The 17,614-nt window shown below is 66.1% G+C and carries 21 protein-coding genes; 12 read left to right on the forward strand and 9 right to left on the reverse strand.

Translation table 11 applies throughout. The features are described from left to right. Positions 1–11 precede the first annotated feature (11 nt). Together cyoE and senC are read left to right on the forward strand one after the other, a co-directional pair. Positions 12–926 carry a heme o synthase gene (gene cyoE / locus LT948_RS21805; RefSeq protein WP_003083746.1) on the forward strand — a complete coding sequence of 305 codons (915 nt, stop codon included), beginning with the start codon at positions 12–14 and terminating at the stop codon, positions 924–926. 25 nt (positions 927–951) lie between these two features. Next, positions 952–1,587, forward strand: coding sequence for a cytochrome c oxidase copper chaperone SenC (gene senC / locus LT948_RS21810; RefSeq protein WP_003083748.1), 636 nt, complete (start codon positions 952–954; stop codon positions 1,585–1,587). A gap of 39 nt (positions 1,588–1,626) precedes the next feature. Here the strand turns inward: senC and LT948_RS21815 are convergent, their stop codons facing one another. Next, complete coding sequence (locus LT948_RS21815; protein WP_009314933.1) at positions 1,627–2,079, reverse strand: GNAT family N-acetyltransferase; 453 nt, start codon at positions 2,077–2,079, stop codon at positions 1,627–1,629. Between the two features lie 131 nt (positions 2,080–2,210). Between LT948_RS21815 and LT948_RS21820 the strand changes: the two genes are divergently transcribed. From LT948_RS21820 to LT948_RS21850, 7 genes are all read left to right on the forward strand, one after another. Next, positions 2,211–2,684, forward strand: coding sequence for a winged helix-turn-helix transcriptional regulator (locus LT948_RS21820; RefSeq protein WP_003083753.1), 474 nt, complete (start codon positions 2,211–2,213; stop codon positions 2,682–2,684). 256 nt (positions 2,685–2,940) lie between these two features. After that, the gene (locus tag LT948_RS21825; RefSeq protein ID WP_003083755.1) at positions 2,941–3,669 is read left to right on the forward strand and encodes an SDR family oxidoreductase; all 729 of its coding nucleotides are present in this window, start codon (positions 2,941–2,943) and stop codon (positions 3,667–3,669) included. A gap of 24 nt (positions 3,670–3,693) precedes the next feature. Further along, a complete protein-coding gene (locus LT948_RS21830; RefSeq protein WP_003083757.1) occupies positions 3,694–4,281 on the forward strand; it encodes a 2-hydroxychromene-2-carboxylate isomerase in 588 nt (195 codons plus the stop codon). A 229-nt stretch (positions 4,282–4,510) separates the two neighbouring features. After that, on the forward strand, positions 4,511–5,860 hold the full coding sequence (locus LT948_RS21835; RefSeq protein WP_003142411.1) for a C4-dicarboxylate transporter DctA: 1,350 nt from the start codon (positions 4,511–4,513) through the stop codon (positions 5,858–5,860). Positions 5,861–5,908: 48 nt separating this feature from the next. Further along, positions 5,909–6,595 carry a FadR/GntR family transcriptional regulator gene (locus LT948_RS21840; protein ID WP_003083762.1) on the forward strand — a complete coding sequence of 229 codons (687 nt, stop codon included), beginning with the start codon at positions 5,909–5,911 and terminating at the stop codon, positions 6,593–6,595. Positions 6,596–6,695: 100 nt separating this feature from the next. Continuing rightward, the gene (locus LT948_RS21845) at positions 6,696–7,430 is read left to right on the forward strand and encodes a GntR family transcriptional regulator (protein ID WP_003117208.1); all 735 of its coding nucleotides are present in this window, start codon (positions 6,696–6,698) and stop codon (positions 7,428–7,430) included. A 179-nt stretch (positions 7,431–7,609) separates the two neighbouring features. After that, positions 7,610–8,020, forward strand: coding sequence for an aegerolysin family protein (locus LT948_RS21850; RefSeq protein ID WP_003110659.1), 411 nt, complete (start codon positions 7,610–7,612; stop codon positions 8,018–8,020). Between the two features lie 31 nt (positions 8,021–8,051). On the opposite strand, the gene LT948_RS21855 is transcribed toward LT948_RS21850, so the two are convergent. The 4 genes from LT948_RS21855 to LT948_RS21870 all read right to left on the reverse strand — a co-directional run bounded on the left by LT948_RS21855 (position 8,052) and on the right by LT948_RS21870 (position 10,561). Beyond that, entirely contained in the window at positions 8,052–8,960 is a 909-nt protein-coding gene (locus LT948_RS21855; RefSeq protein ID WP_057386940.1) for a LysR family transcriptional regulator, read from the reverse strand. A gap of 299 nt (positions 8,961–9,259) precedes the next feature. Continuing rightward, a complete protein-coding gene (gene parE / locus LT948_RS21860) occupies positions 9,260–9,541 on the reverse strand; it encodes a type II toxin-antitoxin system toxin ParE (RefSeq protein ID WP_003083773.1) in 282 nt (93 codons plus the stop codon). Continuing rightward, the gene (locus LT948_RS21865; protein ID WP_003083775.1) at positions 9,538–9,765 is read right to left on the reverse strand and encodes a CopG family ribbon-helix-helix protein; all 228 of its coding nucleotides are present in this window, start codon (positions 9,763–9,765) and stop codon (positions 9,538–9,540) included. The genes parE and LT948_RS21865 overlap by 4 nt, the downstream gene beginning before the upstream one ends. A 175-nt stretch (positions 9,766–9,940) precedes the next feature. After that, complete coding sequence (locus LT948_RS21870) at positions 9,941–10,561, reverse strand: hypothetical protein (RefSeq protein WP_003101226.1); 621 nt, start codon at positions 10,559–10,561, stop codon at positions 9,941–9,943. A gap of 100 nt (positions 10,562–10,661) precedes the next feature. Between LT948_RS21870 and LT948_RS21875 the strand changes: the two genes are divergently transcribed. Both LT948_RS21875 and LT948_RS21880 read left to right on the forward strand, forming a co-directional pair. Next, positions 10,662–11,162 (forward strand): LEA type 2 family protein, encoded by a 501-nt coding sequence (locus LT948_RS21875; protein ID WP_003101228.1) that lies wholly within the window; start codon positions 10,662–10,664, stop codon positions 11,160–11,162. Between the two features lie 72 nt (positions 11,163–11,234). After that, the gene (locus LT948_RS21880) at positions 11,235–11,576 is read left to right on the forward strand and encodes a zinc ribbon domain-containing protein YjdM (protein ID WP_003101229.1); all 342 of its coding nucleotides are present in this window, start codon (positions 11,235–11,237) and stop codon (positions 11,574–11,576) included. A gap of 81 nt (positions 11,577–11,657) precedes the next feature. On the opposite strand, the gene gabP is transcribed toward LT948_RS21880, so the two are convergent. From gabP to bauA, 4 genes are all read right to left on the reverse strand, one after another. Beyond that, positions 11,658–13,085, reverse strand: coding sequence for a GABA permease (gene gabP, locus LT948_RS21885; RefSeq protein ID WP_003083784.1), 1,428 nt, complete (start codon positions 13,083–13,085; stop codon positions 11,658–11,660). A gap of 168 nt (positions 13,086–13,253) precedes the next feature. Continuing rightward, positions 13,254–14,747, reverse strand: coding sequence for a CoA-acylating methylmalonate-semialdehyde dehydrogenase (locus tag LT948_RS21890; protein ID WP_003083788.1), 1,494 nt, complete (start codon positions 14,745–14,747; stop codon positions 13,254–13,256). 83 nt (positions 14,748–14,830) lie between these two features. Beyond that, entirely contained in the window at positions 14,831–15,118 is a 288-nt protein-coding gene (gene bauB / locus LT948_RS21895) for a beta-alanine degradation protein BauB (protein WP_003083790.1), read from the reverse strand. Further along, entirely contained in the window at positions 15,118–16,464 is a 1,347-nt protein-coding gene (bauA, locus tag LT948_RS21900; protein WP_023115964.1) for a beta-alanine--pyruvate aminotransferase, read from the reverse strand. The genes bauB and bauA overlap by 1 nt, the downstream gene beginning before the upstream one ends. A 134-nt stretch (positions 16,465–16,598) precedes the next feature. Between bauA and bauR the strand changes: the two genes are divergently transcribed. Continuing rightward, positions 16,599–17,516, forward strand: coding sequence for an HTH-type transcriptional activator BauR (bauR, locus tag LT948_RS21905; RefSeq protein WP_003083805.1), 918 nt, complete (start codon positions 16,599–16,601; stop codon positions 17,514–17,516). Positions 17,517–17,614: the final 98 nt, after the last annotated feature.

Below are 17,614 nucleotides of genomic sequence, written 5' to 3' on the forward strand. Positions count from 1 at the left end.
GAGGTAAGGATATGGCCACCGTCATCGATCGCCACAGCCAGCCGACCTGGCGCGACTTCCTCGAACTGACCAAGCCCAAGGTCGTGGTGCTGATGCTGATCACCTCGCTGATCGGCATGCTGCTCGCCACCAAGGCGCCGCTGGATGGCTTCGTGCCCTGGCAGGTGCTGATCTTCGGCAACCTCGGCATCGGCCTTTGTGCCGGTGCGGCGGCGGCGGTCAACCATGTGGTGGACCGGCGCATCGACTCGATCATGGCGCGGACCCACAAGCGGCCGCTGGCCGAGGGCCGGGTGTCGCCGAGCATGGCGCTGGGCTTCGCGCTGCTCCTGGCGCTGGCCGGGATGGCCGTGCTGCTGGCCTTCACCAACCCGCTGACGGCCTGGCTGACCCTCGCCTCGCTGCTCGGCTATGCGGCGCTCTACACCGGCTTCCTGAAGCGCGCCACGCCGCAGAACATCGTCATCGGCGGGCTCGCCGGGGCGGCGCCGCCGCTGCTCGGCTGGGTCGCCATCACCGGCCACCTGAGCGCCGAGCCGCTGTTGCTGGTACTGATCATCTTCGCCTGGACCCCACCGCACTTCTGGGCGCTATGCATCCACCGCAAGGACGAATACGCCAAGGCCGACATCCCGATGCTGCCGGTGACCCACGGCGAGCGCTACACCAAGCTGCACATCCTGCTCTATACCCTGGTGCTGTTCGCGGTGAGCCTGATGCCGTTCGTCATCCACATGAGCGGGCTGGTCTATCTGCTCTGCGCCCTGGCCCTGGGCGCGCGCTTCCTCGACTGGGCCTGGGCGCTCTACTGTGACAGCCGGCCACATGCGGCGATAAAGACCTTCAAGTACTCTATCGTCTACCTGTTCCTGCTGTTCATGGCGCTGCTGGTGGACCACTATCTGCCGCTGAAGCTGCTTCTCTGATCCCACTCTAGAGCCTTGCCCACCCATGACTCGAGTCAACAAGACCGTCCTCGTCCTCGTCGCCCTGGTCGCCCTGGTCCTCGGCCTCACCGTGCACAAGGTGCTCACCGCCCAGCGCCAGGCCGATCCCACCGTGCTGCTCGACGCCGGCATCGTGATCCTGCCGCAGACGCGCAAGGTGCCGGCGCTGGAGTTCACCAACCAGGACGGCCAGGCGGTCAGCACCGCCAGCCTCAAGGGTCGCTGGCACCTGCTGTTCTTCGGCTACACCTTCTGTCCCGATGTCTGCCCGACCACCCTCGCCCAGCTCCGCGAATTGCAGGGCAAGCTGCCGCAGGAGGTGCGCGACGACCTGCAGGTGGTATTCGTCAGCGTCGATCCGAACCGCGATACGCCGCAGCAGATCAAGCAATACCTGGGCTACTTCAACGCCGGCTTCCAGGGGCTCACCGGTACTCCGGAGAACATCCAGAAGCTGGCCAACGCCATGAGCATCCCCTACATCCCCGCCGACACCAGCAAGCCCAACTACACCGTCGACCACAGCGGCAACCTGGTGATCATCGGCCCGGACGGCGAGCAGCACGGCTTCATCCGCGCGCCGCTGAACAACGCCAAGCTGGAAGCCCAACTGCCCGGCGTGCTCAAGCCGCAGGCCTGATTCCCTTTCCTTCCCCCACCGTCCGCGGCGTTCCGGGCCTCAGGCCCGGCGCATGCCGATGTGCGGGATGTCGTCTTCCAGGTAGACCTCGGTGACTGCGACGAAGCCATAGCGGCTGTAGTAGCCCTGCAGGTGGGCCTGGGCCGAGAGGTATACCGGGGTGTCCAGCCAGAGGCGCTCCGCCGCCTGCAGCGCGCGTTCCATCAACTGGTGACCAAGCCCCTGGCCGCGCGCGGCCGAGGAACTGACCACCCGGCCGATCACCACCTGGCCCTCGTGGCGAACCGGGTCCAGCAGGCGCAGGTAGGCGAGCAACTGGCCGTCGCGCCAGGCCATCAGGTGATGGGTATCGCCGACCAGGTCGAGGCCGTCGACTTCCTGGTAGGGGCATTTCTGTTCCACCACGAAGACCTCGGTGCGCAATTGCAGCAGCGCGTAGAGTTCCTTCAGGGTGAGGTCGGCGTGGTGCTTGCAGGTCCAGTCGAGCGACATGGTCGGGATTCCGGGACAGGAGACAGGAACGCGGTTATGCCATGGGCGGCGGGCCGCTGGAAAGGCGTGGCCGGTCGGTTTCGTTTCAGAACCCACGCGGCTATCCTTTGCCGAACGGCTGGAGGTGTCTCATGCGTTGGGAAGAACTGAGCGAACAACCCTGTTCGCTGGCGCGGGTGCTGGCGATCCTCGGCGATCGCTGGACCCTGTTGGTATTGCGCGACTGCTTTCTCGGCGTGCGCCGTTTCGACGACTTCGAGCGCAGCCTCGGCGTGACCCGCCACGTCCTCGCCGACCGCCTCAAGCGCCTTGTCGAAGCGGAGATACTGGCCAAGGTGCCCTACCAGGAACGGCCGCTGCGCGAGGAATACCGGCTTACCGAGAAAGGGATGGAACTGTACCCGGCCATCCTTTCCCTGGTGAACTGGGGCGACCGCCACCTCGCCGGCGTCGAGGGGCCGCCACTCGAGCATGTGCACAAGCATTGCGGCCAGCACATGCATGGCGTGCTGGTCTGTTCCGAATGCGGTGAGCCGCTGCACGCGCGGGACGTGACGGTACGCGAGGGGCTGTTCTGGAAGGGGCGCCTGCTGCGGCGCGGCTGAGCGTTCCAGGCCTGGCCGCCGACGCGAATCGGCGGATAAACGCCGATGGCGTTACGGCAGGAAGGACGCTGTCGTACCAGGCTCCGCCGACCGGTCCCCTCTCTTCAGGGAGAGGACGTGCCGGGCAGGCCGGGACAGGCAGAGTAATTGGTGCGCGGATATCACTCGAGCCCTTGCCAGTTGACAAGTTCCTTTTAAGAACTAACTATCGTCTCTATTGGGTTCTAAAAAAGAACTAACAAGAGAGGCCTCTGCAATGACCCAGCGCAAAGCGGTTCTGGTAATGGGCGCCGGCGACGCCACCGGTGGCGCCATCGCCCGGCGGTTCGCCCGCGAGGGCTACGTGGCGTGCGTCGCCCGGCGCAACGCGGAGAAGCTGGAGCCGCTGGTGCAGGCCATCCGCGACCAAGGCGGCGAGGCCCTGGCCTGCGGCTGCGACGCACGCCAGGAGCAGCAGGTGATCGACCTCTTCGCCCGCATCGAGGGTGAGGTCGGTGCGCTGGAGGCGGTGATCTTCAACGTCGGCGCCAACGTCTGGTTCCCGATCACCGAAACCACCGAACGGGTCTATCGCAAGGTCTGGGAGATGGCCGCCTTCGGCGGCTTCCTCACCGGCCGCGAGGCGGCGCGGGTGATGCTGCCGCGGCAGCGCGGAACGATCATCTTCACTGGCGCCACCGCCTCGCTGCGCGGACGCGCGCATTTCGCCGCGTTCTCCGGCGCCAAGTTCGCCCTGCGTGCCCTGGCCCAGAGCATGGCGCGCGAGCTGGGGCCGAAGGGCATCCACGTCGCCCACCCGATCATCGACGGCGCCATCGACACCGACTTCATCCGCGAAACCCTGCCCGAGCTGTACAAGCGCAAGGAGCAGGACGGCATCCTCGATCCCGAGCACATCGCCGAGACCTACTGGCAGATCCACTGCCAGCCGCGCGACTGCTGGGTACACGAACTGGACCTGCGCCCCTGGATGGAAACCTTCTGATCCCCGCCACGGAAAGAGCCACGCATGAGCAAGCAAATCGAGTTCTTCTTCGACTTCGGCAGTCCCACCACCTACCTCGCCTGGACCCAACTGCCGCGCATCGCCGCCGCCCATGGCGCGAGCATCGCCTGGCGGCCGATGCTGCTGGGCGGCGTGTTCAAGGCCACCGGCAACCATTCGCCGATCGAGGTGCCGGCCAAGGGGCGCTACACCCTCCACGACCTGGCGCGCTATGCGAAACGCTACGGCGTGCCGCTGGCCTTCAACCCGGCCTTCCCGATCAACACCCTGACGCTGATGCGCGGCGCCCAGGGCTATCTCGGCGGCGAAGGGTTCCATCCCTACCTGAAAGCGGTGTTCGAAGCGTTGTGGGTACGACAGCAGAACCTCGGCAAGCCCGAGGTGGTCGCCCAGGTGTTGGCGGAGGCCGGGTTCGATCCGGATGAGTTCCTCCGCCTGGTTGGCGACGAGCAGGTCAAGGAGGGGCTCAAGGCGACCACCGAAGAGGCGGTGCGGCGCGGCGTCTTCGGCGCGCCCAGCTTCTTCGTCGGCGACCAGTTGTTCTTCGGCCAGGATCGCCTCGATTTCGTCGCCGAGGCCCTTGCCGGCTGACCTCCCCTTCCCCGCGGCGAGCCGCTCTGGCCCGCCGCCTTGCGCCATCCGAGCGCCCTTCTCCCGGCTGCGGCCCGCGCGTGCCGCGGTTCCTGGCCATTCGTCGCGCCCGCCGATAGCGGCTTGTCAGGCCGACTTCTTTGCGTATAGGCTGAACTGGTCAGACCGGTAATACCACAATAAAAATGCGTTCATCGCCCGCCTCCGCGAGGCCCGATGGAAGCGCCGAATGGAGACTCCTGCGATGTTCATCAAGCGCTGTTCCCGCTCGATATTCCTGCAAGTCGTGATTGGCCTGGTGATAGGCGTCATCTGCGGGGTCGGCATTCCCGACCTGGCCGTGCAGATGAAGCCGCTGGGCGATGGCTTCATCAAGCTGATCAAGATGCTCATCGCACTGATCGTCTTCTGCGTGGTGGTCAACGGCATCTCCGGCGCCGGCGACCTGAAGAAGGTCGGCCGCATCGGCCTGAAGTCGGTGATCTACTTCGAAATCCTCACCACCATCGCCCTGGTCCTCGGCCTGGTGGTCGCCTACAGCCTGGGCCTGGGCAGCGGCGCCAACATCCATCTCAACGAACTGCCCGCCGGCGACGTCGCCCTGTATACCGGGCGCACCCAGGAAATCCATGGCCCCGTGGCATTCCTCATGGGCCTGATCCCGACCTCTGTGTTCAGCGCCTTCGCCGAGAACGACATCCTCCAGGTCCTGCTGTTCTCCGTGCTGTTCGGCAGCGCCCTGAACCTGGTCGGCGAGCAGGCCAGCGGCGTGGCCCGCCTGATCAACGAATTCAGCCACATCGTGTTCCGCATCATGGGCATGATCGTGCGCCTGGCACCGCTCGGCGTGTTCGGCGCGGTGGCCTTCACCACCGCCCGCTACGGCGTCGACTCGCTCAGCCACCTGGGCGCGCTGGTGCTGGTGTTCTACGCCACCTGCCTGGTCTTCGTCATGGCGGTGCTCGGCAGCGTCCTGCGTCTCTCCGGGGTGCGCATGCTGCCGTTCCTGCGCTACTTCCGCGAAGAGCTGCTGATCGTGATGGGCACCGCCTCCTCCGACGCGGTGCTGCCGCAGGTGATGCGCAAGCTCGAGCACATGGGCATCCGTAGCTCCACGGTAGGCCTGGTGATTCCCACCGGCTACTCGTTCAACCTCGACGGATTCTCGATCTACCTGACCCTGGCGGTGGTGTTCATCGCCCACGTCACCGGCACGCCGCTGGCGATGACCGACCTGATCACCATCCTGCTGGTTTCGCTGGTCACCTCCAAGGGCGCCCACGGCATTCCCGGCTCGGCCCTGGTGATCCTCGCCGCCACCCTCACCGCGGTGCCGGCGATCCCGGTGGCCGGCCTGGTGCTGGTGCTTTCGGTGGACTGGTTCATGGGCATCGGCCGCGCGCTGACCAACCTGATCGGCAACTGCGTGGCCACCGTGACCATCGCCCGCTGGGAAAACGACATCGATATGCCGCGCGCGCAGGCCATACTCGACGGGCGCCTGGAGGCGCCGGCCAAGGCCGACGGCGAGCCGCTCAAGCGCAGTGCGGTGGCCGGGGAAGGCAAGCTGCATGGCTGACGCGCCGAGGCGCGTTGCACGTCCGATTGGCAAGTAAAGGGAGGCGACATGTTTTCTTCGTCCAAGCTGGTCAACGCGGTTGCCCAGCGCCTGCTCGACACCATCGAGCAGGGTCGCTGGGTCGCCGGCCAGATGTTGCCCGGCCAGCGCGAGCTGGCTGAGCAGATGGAAATCAGCCGGCCGAGCCTGCGCGAGGCGATCATGGTCCTGGAGACCCTGGGCGTGGTCCGTTCGCTGCCGGGCAAGGGCGTGATGGTCCTCGAACGCAGCGAACCGCTGCGCGAGGTCGCGGCGCCCGGCGAGGCGACCATGGAAGACGTCCTGCAACTGCGCTATGCGCTGGAGCCGTTCATCGTCGGCATCGTCGCGCAGAGCGCCGGGGCGGCGGAGATCAGCGAACTGCGGCTGTTGCTGCTGGACCTGCGCGAAGCGGTCGAGGATGGCGACCCGCAGGCTCTGGTTGAGGCCTACACGGCCTTCCACCGGCGCCTGGTGAAGCTCACCTCGAACCCGATCTTCCTCAGCGTTTCCGAACAGATCGGCAGCGCCCTGGAACGCAGCGACAACCTGGTGCGCCGCCAGCCGGAATACGCCGAGGAGATCCTCCAGGAACACGACGCCATCCTCCGTGCGATCCGCCAGCACGACAGCGAGCGGGCGAGCCAGGCGATGCGCCAGCACATCCTCAACGAAGGCGCGCGCCTGAACATCGACCTGCGCTTGCCGCAGGTCTGATCGCCCGCGCCAGGGTTCCAACCCGGGACCGTCGCGGCGCCCGGACGGCTTTCGTCCGCCGCCTGCGAAGGCCCACAAGCACGACTCGACAGGTGTGAACATGGTCGGATTCGAAGCACGTACCCAGCAGGGCGCCGCGCTGCGCCCCACCAGCCATTTCGTCTACGAAAGCATCTACACGGCAATCCTGGAAAAGCGCCTGGCGCCGGCCGCCAAGCTGAGCAAGGAAACCCTCGGGCAGATCTTCCGGGTCAGCAACGGCACCATCCAGCGTGCCCTCACCCGTCTCGCCGAGGACGGCGCGGTGGTGATGCCGCCGAAGGAAGTCGCCAGCGTCGCCCGCCCGGACGAGCGCCAGGCGCGGCAGGTGCTGGACGCGCGCCTGCTGGTGGAAAGCGAAGTGGTGCGGCAACTGCCCGCGGGGCTGGATCCCGCCGCCCTTGCCGAGCTACGGGCGCTGGTCGACGAGGAGCAGGCTTGCCTCGCGGCCCGCGACAGCGCCGGGCTGATCCGTCTCGCCGGGCGCTTCCACCTGCGCCTGGCCGAACTGACCGAGAATCCCTTGCTGCAGGGTTTCGTCCGTGGCCTGGTGGCACGCGCCTCGCTGGACATCGCGCTGAACAAGGGGGCGGTCTATACCGCCGAGGCCTGCGCCGCGCAGCGCGCCCTGCTCGATGCCCTGGAGGACGGCGACAGCGCGGCGGCGGCTGCGCTGATGGACGCTTACCTGCGAGGCCTGTTCGCCCGCATGCGCTTCCTGCCGCCACCCACCACCGACCTGCGCGAGGCATTCGGCATGAAGGCCCCTCGCGGGGAAAAACGCCGGAGGGCCTGACCTCCCCGGCCGCCGCCTACCAGATCTGGCAGGCGGTGGTGGCTGGTGGCCAGCCTATAGTGAAGCGGGTCAGGGATGGCGCCGTGCTGGTCGAAGTAGCCAAGGGTCCGTTGTGAGCGCCCGGTCCTGTCCGTGACGTCCTACAGGAAGCTGTGAACGCATGGTTAACGGAGATCGACATGGCATACGCAGAATGGATCGCAGTGAAGGTCGTGGTATCCAAATCCATCGGCACGGTGGGCATCCGCAACGCCACCTTGCAATGGGGCAAGTTCTACCGCTACACCAACAAGGACGACGAGATTTCCACCGAGGAAGTCAGCAGCATGAACGTGCAGGCCGGCAGCCCGCAATGGATCGCCTCCTGCGGACGGGAGAACGCTTCGTCCGGCACCCAGGGCAGCTTCGACTGCTACGACGGCAACACCAAGATGGGCACCTTCAGCTGGGATGACCCGTGGAAATCCGGCGCCACCAACACCTGGGGCTTCACGCCGGCATCGGCGGACTATGCCGGCATCACCAGCGGCGGCAACGCCACGGGCACGGACATCGGCGAGGTCACCCTGACCCTCGGCCGCTTCTCCTGACGGTACCTGGAGCTGGCCGGCAGTCCGTCGGTCAGCTCCAGCGCTCATCCCCGTCCGTGGCGAACGCTCGCCGCAGCGCCTCGATGGCGACCTTCACCTTGGCCGGCTGGGCCTCGCGCCGTGGCGTCACCGCATAGATGCCGAGCCCGGGAATCCTCCACTCCGGCAATAGCTGTTGCAGGCGCCCGTCGTTCAGCGCGTCGCGCACCTCCGGCAGCGGCTGGTAGGACACGCCGAGTCCGTCGAGGGTGAACTGACGCACCGCGAGCATCCCGTTGGCGGCCACCCGTGGCTCCAGGCGCAGTTTGCAGACTTCCCCGTCCGGCCCGCTGAGCGTCAGGTGGTTGAGGTGGTTCGAGGTGTTCAGGGAAATCCAGTCGACCTCGGTCAACTGCTCCGGACGGTTGATCGGCGCCCGTTGGCGCAAATAGGCCGGCGCCGCGCAGAGCACGCTGCTCCAGTCGCCGAGGTGGCGCGCCACCAGGCTGGAGTCGGCGAGATTGCCGACGCGGATCGCCAGGTCGATGCGCTCGGCGACCAGATCGATGCGCTCGTCCTGGAAGAACAGTTGCAGGCGCAACTGGCGGTGGTTCTCCAGCAACGGTTTCAGCGCCTGGGTGATCAGCGTGCCGGAGAACCCCACCGGCGCCGCCAAGCGCAACTCGCCCACCGGCGCATCGCGCCATTCGCCAAGCCGCCGCTCGGCTTCCTCGGCGATCGCCAGCATCTGCGCGCAACTGCGATAGAACGCCTCGCCGGCCTCGGTCAGGGTCAGCCGGCGGGTGGTGCGATGCAGCAAAGTGACCTGGGCGCGGCTCTCCAGCTTGCGGATCTGCTGGCTGACTGCCGAAGGGGTCATGCCCAGGCTCTGGGCCGCGGCTGCCATCGAGCCCTTGTCCACCACAGTGGCGAAGATCGCCATGCCTTTCAGCGAATCCATGCCGGTTCCTCCTTGCGGGAGACTGCGTCTGGGAAAAAATCACCGGAAAAAGCGCGAGAAAGCGTGCCCAGCGGGCGAGGTCGTCGGGTTTCGGAAAAATACGGATGCGTATGGGAGCGAAGCATAAGTCAGTTAAAGAACTAATCAGGTTGCAGTGGTCGCAAGTTGGTCGCTCTCATTTTTCTGGTCGAAAAATGTCCATTTCTTGTGAGTTATGGATGTTTTGTCCGAAATAAGTAACTACGTACAAGTCAAGGTAAATATTCGTTTTGAAACATCTTGTAACCGTGTGACCACTTTTAGGGGGTAATTTCGACCCTGTCGATGCGCAAAATCTGGATTTCCTTACCTTTTACCCGAAAAGGGGCGCTGAACGGCCAGCGCTCCAGGGTCAGGGTGCGTACGCCTGGCACCTCGCTGGGCCGCCCTGCCCCCTGGTTGGCTACCTGCTGCAGCGGTTTCACCTGCTCGACGATGTCCTGGACGGCTTTCAGGGCTTTTTCCGGGCCGATCAGCACGACGTAATGGTCGTAGATGGCGTCCAGGTCGGCGGCCGCCTTGCGGGTCCACTTCAGGCTCATTGCAGCCCCCAGCGCTTCTCGATCTCGGTGTGTTCCAGCAGGCGACCGGCATTGGCATCGGCCAAGCCTTCATCGATGGCAGCGACCTGCCACTGCTGCCTTTCCAGGTACTGCGCGAGCGCCTGCCGCAGGTGATACGGGCGGTCGCGGTGGGTGGCGCGGGCCAGTTCATCGAGGGCCGCGACCAGGGCGTCATCGGCGCGGAACGAGACTACGGTGCTCATTTTCTGATCAGCTTCGTTTTCGTTGTATACGGTGTTTACAGTGAAAACGAATGTATACGAAAGCCCTCGGGCGAGCAATCGCCAGGCTGTTTCGTCCGACGAAAAAACCTTTATCGATCAGTGGGTTGAATGAGGAGCCCGCCCCGAGCGGGGCGGGCGGAAGGGTGGCGCGGGATTACCAGGCCTGGTTGAAGTGGAAGCCCTGCCTGGGCGAGAAGCGGGTGTTGACGAGCTTGTAGCCTTCCTCGCCGCGTGGCTTGACCAGCGAGACCTGGCCGACCTGTGGTTGGGTGATCTGTTGCAGGGTGGTCAGGCTGGCCTGCTTGAGCACCTCGGGGTTCTTCGCCCAGTCCTTCACTTCGCGTGGCTTGACCTCGACGGTGACCAACCAGCCCTTTTCCACGGCCGGGCCGTAGTCGTCGGGCTTGGCGGGGTCCACCGAACGGACGCTGACGTCGAAGCCGCTGCTGTAGCAGAAGGCCTTCGACTCGGGCTTGTAGTCCTCGCGGCCGGCGGGCGTGAGGTCGTAGGAATCGCCGTCGCGGCGCAGCAGGCCGACGCCGACCAGCGCGTCGTAGACCGCAGCGTTGCCTTTCGCCGGGCCGGGGCCGGAGAAGCTGTCGGAGAGCGTCACCGGGAACGTCTTGAACAGGGTGGAGCTGGCGCAGGCGGGTTTGTCGAAGCCGCGCTCGGCGAGCAGGCGGGCGATCTCCTCGCTGGATGGAGCGGAGTCCGAGCAGGCGGCGAGGAACAGTGGGAGGGCGGCGACGAGGCCGCGCAGAACGCGTGTAGGCATGGGCATGTCCTTTGTCCATTGGCGCAGCCGGATCGGCTGCGCGGCGAATTCTAGCGGCTGTGGCACCATGGGCGCACATTCGACCCAAGGAGGAGAACCCATGCGCCTGCCTGCGAACCTCGGCCGCCTGCTGCCGGCCCTGTGCCTGGGCGTCCTGTTGAGCGCCTGCAGCACCTTCGGCCAGCGCGATCCGTTGCGTATCGACCTGGTCGGCCTGGAACCCCTGCCGGGGCAAGGCATGGAGATGCGCTTCATGGTCAAGCTGCGGGTACAGAACCCCAACGACGAGCCGATCGAATACAACGGCATCGCCCTCGACCTCGACGTCAACGGCCAGCCCCTGGCCAGCGGCGTCAGCGACCAGACCGGCGAGGTGCCGCGCTTCGGCGAGCGGGTGGTGAGCGTGCCGCTGACCGTCTCCGCCTTTTCCGCCTTCCGCCAGGCCTGGGGCCTGAGCAACAACGCGCCGACCCGGGGCATGCCCTACGTGGTGAAGGGCAAGCTCGCCGGAGGCCTGTTCGGCACCGTGCGCTTCAGCGAAAAGGGCACCCTCGACTTCTCCGGGCCGGCCGTCGGCGCGCCGAAGACCAAGGGGCTCTGAGGCGGTTCGGCAGGGGAGCGATAAACCCTATATAATCTGCGGTTTTCGTCCCCCCGCTGAAGAGAGAATGCCGTGAGCACGCTGCCGCCCTGTCCCCAATGCAACTCCGAATACACCTACGAGGATGGTGCGCTGCTGGTCTGCCCGGAGTGCGCCCATGAATGGTCGCCGAACGAGGCCGCTACGGCGTCCGATGATGGCAAGGTGATCAAGGACTCGGTGGGCAACGTTCTCCAGGACGGCGATACCATCACCGTGATCAAGGACCTGAAAGTGAAAGGTTCCTCGCTGGTGGTGAAGGTCGGCACCAAGGTGAAGAACATCCGCCTGGTGGACGGCGACCACGACATCGATTGCAAGATCGACGGCATTGGCGCGATGAAGCTGAAATCGGAATTCGTCAGGAAGGTCTGAGACGACCTTGCCTGAAGAAGCCCGGCCATTGGCCGGGCTTTTCTTTGGAGGGCTGTCTGGGTTCTTCCCCCGGTGGTGGACTCAGACCCGCGCCGTCTTCCCGGCGTAGTCCTCGCCGAGGCGCGGCTTGCGTCGCGCGTTGAGCAGCCCGAGGCAGACGGTGAAGATCGTCAGCAGAGCGGTGGCGAACACCTCGTGACGGTGCTCCGGCATGATCAGCATGATGCTCAGCGCGGCGACGATGAACAGGATCACCGCCCAGGTCAGCCAGGGATATAGCCACATGCGGAACTCGATGGGCTGGCCGCTGGCCTGCAATTGCTTGCGCATGCGCAACTGGGCCACGGCGATCACCAGGTACACCAGTAGCGCCACGGCGCCGGAGCTGGCGAGGAGGAAGGTGAAGACCTTCTCCGGTGCGAAGTAGTTGACGATGGTGGTGAGGAAGCCCACCGCGGTGCTGGCCAGCACCGCCGGGCGTGGTACGTGGGCGGTGTTGGTCAGCTTGAGCACGCTCGGGGCGTCGCCGCGCTTGGCCAGGGAGAAGACCATCCGCGACGAGGTGTAGATCGCCGAGTTCAGGCAGCTGGCCACGGCGACCAGTACCACCAGGTCGACGATCAGCTTGGCGTGCGGGATGTCCAGCAGCTCCAGGGCGCGCTGGTAGGAGCCGACCTGGATCAGCAGCGGGTCGTTCCACGGCACGATCGAGATCACGATGAAGATCGACACCAGGTAGAACAGGCCGATCCGCCAGATCACCGAGTTGGTGGCGCGGGTGATCTGCTTCGCCGGGTCCTTGGACTCGGCGGCGGCGATGGTGACGATCTCGGTGCCCATGAAGCTGAACATGGTCGTCAGCAGGGCGCCGAGCACCGCGCCGTAGCCGTTCGGCACGAAGCCGCCGTGGCTCGCCATCAGGCTGGACAGGCCGCTGACCTCGCGTTCCGGCAGGCCGCCGACGATGGCCACCGCGCCGAGCACGATGAAGGCGATGATGGCGATCACCTTGAGCAGCGCGAACCAGAATTCGAACTCGCCGTAGCGGGCCACGCTGAAGAGGTTGGTGACGGTGAGCAGGAAGGTCACCGCGAGGGCGAAGATCCAGGTGTCGATGGCCGGGAACCAGGCGTTGAGGATGGCCGCGGCGGCGATCGCTTCGAGGGGGATCACCAGCACCCAGAACCACCAGTAGAGCCAGCCGATGGTGAAACCGGCCCAGCGGCCGATGGAGCGATCGGCGTAGGTGGAGAAGGAACCGGTATCGGGGGAGGCGACCGCCATTTCGCCGAGCATGCGCATGACCAGCACCACCAGGGTGCCGGCGATCAGGTAGGCGAGCAGGGCGGCCGGGCCGGCGGCGGCGATGGCATGGCCGGAGCCGACGAACAGGCCGGCGCCGATCACCCCGGCGATCGACAGCATGGTGACGTGGCGTTGTTTCAGGCCGGGCGCGAGCGAGGCGTTGCGCTTGTTCGGCAGTTGTGAAGCCAGTACGACTTTGGACATCGTTGAGACCCTTTAATTGTTCTTGGGCAAGGTCTGGCCCGCCTTGTGGGCGACGCCATGGGTGCGGCCGTGGGTGAGGTTTCACGGCGGTGGAACGTTGCGGACTCCTGATTGCGGAAAAAGAAAAAAGGCATGGTCGTTACCGACCATGCCTGTTGTCGTCAGCCTTCAGAGGCTGGGGAAGGCGAATTGCGAGGCCTCGTGGCTGGCCCGCTGCGGCCAGCGCTGGGTGATGGCCTTGCGCCGGGTGTAGAAGCGCACGCCGTCCGGGCCGTAGGCGTGGAGGTCGCCGAACAGCGAGCGCTTCCAGCCGCCGAAGCTGTGGTAGGCCACCGGCACCGGCAGCGGGACGTTGACGCCGACCATGCCGACCTCGATCTCGTCGCAGAACAGGCGGGCGGCCTCGCCGTCGCGAGTGAAGATGCAGGTGCCGTTGCCGTATTCGTGGTCGTTGATCAACTGCATGGCCTCTTCCAGGCTGTTGACGCGAACCACGCACAGCACCGGGCCGAAGATCTCTTCCTTGTAGATGGTCATTTCCGGGGTCACCCGGTCGAACAGGCTGCCGCCGAGGAAGAAGCCGTTCTCGTGGCCGGCGACCTGGTAGCCGCGGCCGTCCACCACCAGCTCCGCACCCTGGGCCACGCCGCTGTCGATGTAGCCGGTGACCTTGGCCTGCGCGGCGGCAGTGACCAGCGGGCCCATGTCGAGGCCGCAGGAAGTGCCGGCGCCGATCTTCAGCGCCTTGATCTGCGGAACCAGCTTGGCGATCAGCGCGTCGGCCACCTGGTCGCCGACGCATACCGCCACCGAGATCGCCATGCAGCGCTCGCCGCAGGAGCCGTAGGCGGCACCCATCAGCGCGCTGACGGCGTTGTCGAGGTCGGCGTCGGGCATCAGCACCGCATGGTTCTTCGCGCCGCCCAGGGCCTGCACGCGCTTGCCGCGCTTGGTGCCCTCGGCATAGATGTATTCGGCGATGGGGGTCGAGCCGACGAAGCTGATGGCTTTCACTTCCGGCGCCTGGAGCAGGCCGTCCACGGCTTCCTTGTCGCCGTGCACCACGTTCAGCACGCCCTTCGGCAGGCCGGCTTCGTGGAACAGCTCGGCGATCAGCAGGGTGGAGCTGGGGTCGCGCTCGGAGGGCTTGAGGATGAAGGTGTTGCCGCAGGCGATGGCCAGCGGGTACATCCACAGCGGCACCATCGCCGGGAAGTTGAACGGGGTGATCCCGGCGACCACGCCGATCGGCTGGAAGTCGCTCCAGGCGTCGATGTTCGGGCCGACGTTGCGGCTGTACTCGCCCTTGAGGATTTCCGGGGCGGCGCAGGCGTACTCGACGTTCTCGATGCCGCGCTTGAGTTCGCCGGCGGCGTCTTCCAGGGTCTTGCCGTGCTCTTCGCTGATCAGCTTGGAAATCCGCGCCTCGTTCTGCTCCAGCAGTTGCTTGAAGCGGTACAGCACCTGTGCACGCTTGGCCGGCGGGGTGTTGCGCCAGGCCGGGAAAGCGGCCTTGGCGGCATCGATGGCTTTCTGCAGGGTCTTGCCGTCGGCCAGCGGGACCTTGTGGATGGCTTCGCCGGTGGAGGGGTTGAAGACGTCGGCGCTGCGGCCGTTGTCGGCGACCATTTCGCCGTTGATCAGGTGGTGGAGGGTGCCCATCTTGTCTTGTTCTCTCTTCGCTAGGGGTGACGAAAGGGCCGTGGCCCTTTCCCTTTACCCGCTCCCTGGGGAGCGGGTGCGGATTACTTGATCTCGGTCTCGACGAAGACCACTTCGTGTGCGCTGGCGTTGATCACGTTGTGCTCGACGCCGGCCTTGCGGAAGTAGGCCTGTCCGGCGACCAGCGGCGCGTGGCGGTCGCCCTCGGGGGTTTCCAGCAGCAGCGTGCCGTCGGTCAGCGGTACCACCACATAGTCGTGGCCGTGGCGGTGGCGCCCGGTTTCCGCGCCGGGGGCGAAGCGCCATTCGGTCACGATCACCTCGGCGTTGTCCACCTGCACGGTGGGTACGGCTTGCGGGCGGCCGCTCATCAGGCGATGCCGTTGAGCGCTTCGCCGACCGCGTCGAACAGGCGGTCCAGCTCTTCCGGCCTGGCGTTGAAGGTCGGGCCGAATTGCAGGGTATCGCCGCCGAAGCGCACGTAGAAACCCTGTTGCCAGAGCTTCATGCCGGCCTCGAACGGACGTACGGTCGGATCGCCGTCGCGCGGGGCGATCTGGATCGCGCCGGCCAGGCCGCAGTTGCGGATGTCGATGACGTTCTTCGCGCCTTGCAGGCCGTGCAGGCCCTTCTCGAAGTGCGGCGCCAGCTCGGCGGACTGCTGCACCAGGTTGTCCCTGGCCAGGATGTCCAGCGCGGCGAGGCCGGCGGCGCAGGCGACCGGGTGCGCGGAGTAGGTGTAGCCGTGGCTGAACTCCACCGCGTGCTCGGGCAGCGCCTGGTTCATGAAGGTGTCGTAGATCTCGCTGCTGGCGATCACCGCGCCCATCGGCACGGCGCCGTTGGTGACCTGCTTGGCGACGTTCATCAGGTCCGGGATGACGCCGAAGTACTCGGCGCCGCTGTAGGTGCCCAGGCGGCCGAAGGCGGTGATCACCTCGTCGAAGATCAGCAGGATGTTGTGCTGGTCGCAGATCTCGCGCAGGCGCTGCAGGTAGCCGACCGGCGGTACCAGTACGCCGGCGGAGCCGGACATCGGCTCGACGATCACCGCGGCGATGTTCGAGGCGTCGTGCAGCTCGATCAGCTTGAGCAGCTCGTTGGCCAGCTCGACGCCGCCGGTCTGGGCCATCCCGCGGGTGAACGCCATGCCCGGTTGCAGGGTGTGCGGCAGGTGGTCGACGTCCATCAGCTGGCCGAACATCTTGCGGTTGCCGCCGATCCCGCCGAGGCTGGTGCCGGCGACGTTGACCCCGTGGTAGCCGCGGGCGCGGCCGATCAGCTTGGTCTTCTGCGGCTGGCCTTTCAGGCGCCAGTAGGCGCGGGCCATCTTGATCGAGGTGTCGGCGCACTCGGAGCCGGAACCGGTGAAGAACACGTGGTTCAGTTCGCCTGGCAGCAACCCGGCGATCTTCTCGGCCAACTGGAAGGACAGCGGATGGCCGTACTGGAAGCCCGGCGAGTAGTCGAGGGTACCGAGCTGGCGAGCCACCGCCTCCTGGATTTCCTTGCGCGAGTGGCCGGCGCCGCAGGTCCACAGGCCGGACAGGCTGTCGTAGACCTTGCGGCCCTTGTCGTCGGTCAGCCAGCTGCCTTCGGCGGCGACGATGATCCGCGGGTCCTTCTGGAAGTTGCGGTTGGCGGAGAAGGGCATCCAGTGGGCGCGCAGGTTGAGTTCGCTGGAAACCGGCGGGGCCACGTTGAGCGGCTGGTTCATCGTTCGATCCTCGGGCTTTCTTGTTGGAAGGTTCCGCGCACGCGGCGGCGGAGCGTTGGATCAAGCTTGGCCCTGACGAAAGGTTAGATAAAGCTTATTCTTCTCACGTTTAGTTTCGACTGGGTAAAACAATAATGGCCAAATCCCGCAACCCGTCGCTCGGCCAGGTCAGCGATTTCGATATCCGCCTGCTGCGCATCTTCAAGACCATCGTCGAGTGCGGCAGTTTCTCCGCCGCCGAGAGCACCCTCGGCCTCAGCCGCTCGGCGATCAGCCTGCACATGGGCGACCTGGAGAAGCGCCTGGGCATGCGCCTGTGCCAGCGCGGCCGCGCCGGCTTCGCCCTGACCGACGAGGGCCGCGAGGTCTATCGCGCGACCCAGACCCTGCTGGCGGCGCTGGAGGGGTTCCGCGCCGAGGTCAACGACCTGCACCAGCACCTGCGCGGCGAACTCAACATCGGCATCATCAACAACCTGGTGACCCTGCCGCAGATGCGCATCACCCACGCTCTCAGCGCGCTCAAGGGGCAGGGACCGCAGGTGCGGATCAACATCGGCATGACCACCCCCAACGAGATCGAACTGGGCGTGCTCGACGGCCACCTGCATGTCGGCGTGGTGCCGTTGATCAGTCCGCTGTCGGGGCTCGAGTACCTGCCGCTGTATGACGAGCACGCGCAGCTCTATTGCAGCCGCGGCCACGCACTGTTCGAGCGCGCCGACGGCGATATCGCGGTGGACGAGGTGCTCGCCGCGGACGCCGTGGCGCCCAGCTACCGCCTGCCCGCCGAAGCCCAGGCGCGCCACCAGGAGCTGAACAACAGCGCCAGCGCCTCGGACCGCGAGGGCATGGCATTCCTGATCCTGACCGGCAACTTCATCGGCTACCTGCCGTCGCACTACGCTGCCGACTGGGTCGCCGCCGGGATGCTGCGGCCCCTGCTGCCGGAGCGTTTCCACTATGCCATCGCGCTGACCATCGTGACCCGCAAGGGACGCCGGCCGAACCTGGTGCTGGAGCGCTTCCTGGAGGCGGTGGCGGTGTCGTGAGGGCGCGGATGGAGTAACGCGAGCTTCGGCCGCCCGCCGAACGGCGTCTTTTCTCTACGGCGCGAGGAGGTGGCATGCAGCGACGGGCCGAGCCAACG

Source organism: Pseudomonas sp. CP-1 (genome assembly GCF_021213715.1).
Classification (GTDB): domain Bacteria; phylum Pseudomonadota; class Gammaproteobacteria; order Pseudomonadales; family Pseudomonadaceae; genus Pseudomonas; species Pseudomonas aeruginosa.

Bases quoted from the DNA above. Each gene is read 5' to 3' on its own strand.
- cyoE (WP_003083746.1), top strand. From the start codon at position 12: ATGGCCACCGTCATCGATCGCCACAGCCAGCCGACCTGGCGCGACTTC.
- senC (WP_003083748.1), top strand. From the start codon at position 952: ATGACTCGAGTCAACAAGACCGTCCTCGTCCTCGTCGCCCTGGTCGCC.
- LT948_RS21815 (WP_009314933.1), bottom strand. From the start codon at position 2,079: ATGTCGCTCGACTGGACCTGCAAGCACCACGCCGACCTCACCCTGAAG.
- LT948_RS21820 (WP_003083753.1), top strand. From the start codon at position 2,211: ATGCGTTGGGAAGAACTGAGCGAACAACCCTGTTCGCTGGCGCGGGTG.
- LT948_RS21825 (WP_003083755.1), top strand. From the start codon at position 2,941: ATGACCCAGCGCAAAGCGGTTCTGGTAATGGGCGCCGGCGACGCCACC.
- LT948_RS21830 (WP_003083757.1), top strand. From the start codon at position 3,694: ATGAGCAAGCAAATCGAGTTCTTCTTCGACTTCGGCAGTCCCACCACC.
- LT948_RS21835 (WP_003142411.1), top strand. From the start codon at position 4,511: ATGGAGACTCCTGCGATGTTCATCAAGCGCTGTTCCCGCTCGATATTC.
- LT948_RS21840 (WP_003083762.1), top strand. From the start codon at position 5,909: ATGTTTTCTTCGTCCAAGCTGGTCAACGCGGTTGCCCAGCGCCTGCTC.
- LT948_RS21845 (WP_003117208.1), top strand. From the start codon at position 6,696: ATGGTCGGATTCGAAGCACGTACCCAGCAGGGCGCCGCGCTGCGCCCC.
- LT948_RS21850 (WP_003110659.1), top strand. From the start codon at position 7,610: ATGGCATACGCAGAATGGATCGCAGTGAAGGTCGTGGTATCCAAATCC.
- LT948_RS21855 (WP_057386940.1), bottom strand. From the start codon at position 8,960: ATGGATTCGCTGAAAGGCATGGCGATCTTCGCCACTGTGGTGGACAAG.
- parE (WP_003083773.1), bottom strand. From the start codon at position 9,541: ATGAGCCTGAAGTGGACCCGCAAGGCGGCCGCCGACCTGGACGCCATC.
- LT948_RS21865 (WP_003083775.1), bottom strand. From the start codon at position 9,765: ATGAGCACCGTAGTCTCGTTCCGCGCCGATGACGCCCTGGTCGCGGCC.
- LT948_RS21870 (WP_003101226.1), bottom strand. From the start codon at position 10,561: ATGCCTACACGCGTTCTGCGCGGCCTCGTCGCCGCCCTCCCACTGTTC.
- LT948_RS21875 (WP_003101228.1), top strand. From the start codon at position 10,662: ATGCGCCTGCCTGCGAACCTCGGCCGCCTGCTGCCGGCCCTGTGCCTG.
- gabP (WP_003083784.1), bottom strand. From the start codon at position 13,085: ATGTCCAAAGTCGTACTGGCTTCACAACTGCCGAACAAGCGCAACGCC.
- LT948_RS21890 (WP_003083788.1), bottom strand. From the start codon at position 14,747: ATGGGCACCCTCCACCACCTGATCAACGGCGAAATGGTCGCCGACAAC.
- bauB (WP_003083790.1), bottom strand. From the start codon at position 15,118: ATGAGCGGCCGCCCGCAAGCCGTACCCACCGTGCAGGTGGACAACGCC.
- bauA (WP_023115964.1), bottom strand. From the start codon at position 16,464: ATGAACCAGCCGCTCAACGTGGCCCCGCCGGTTTCCAGCGAACTCAAC.
- bauR (WP_003083805.1), top strand. From the start codon at position 16,599: ATGGCCAAATCCCGCAACCCGTCGCTCGGCCAGGTCAGCGATTTCGAT.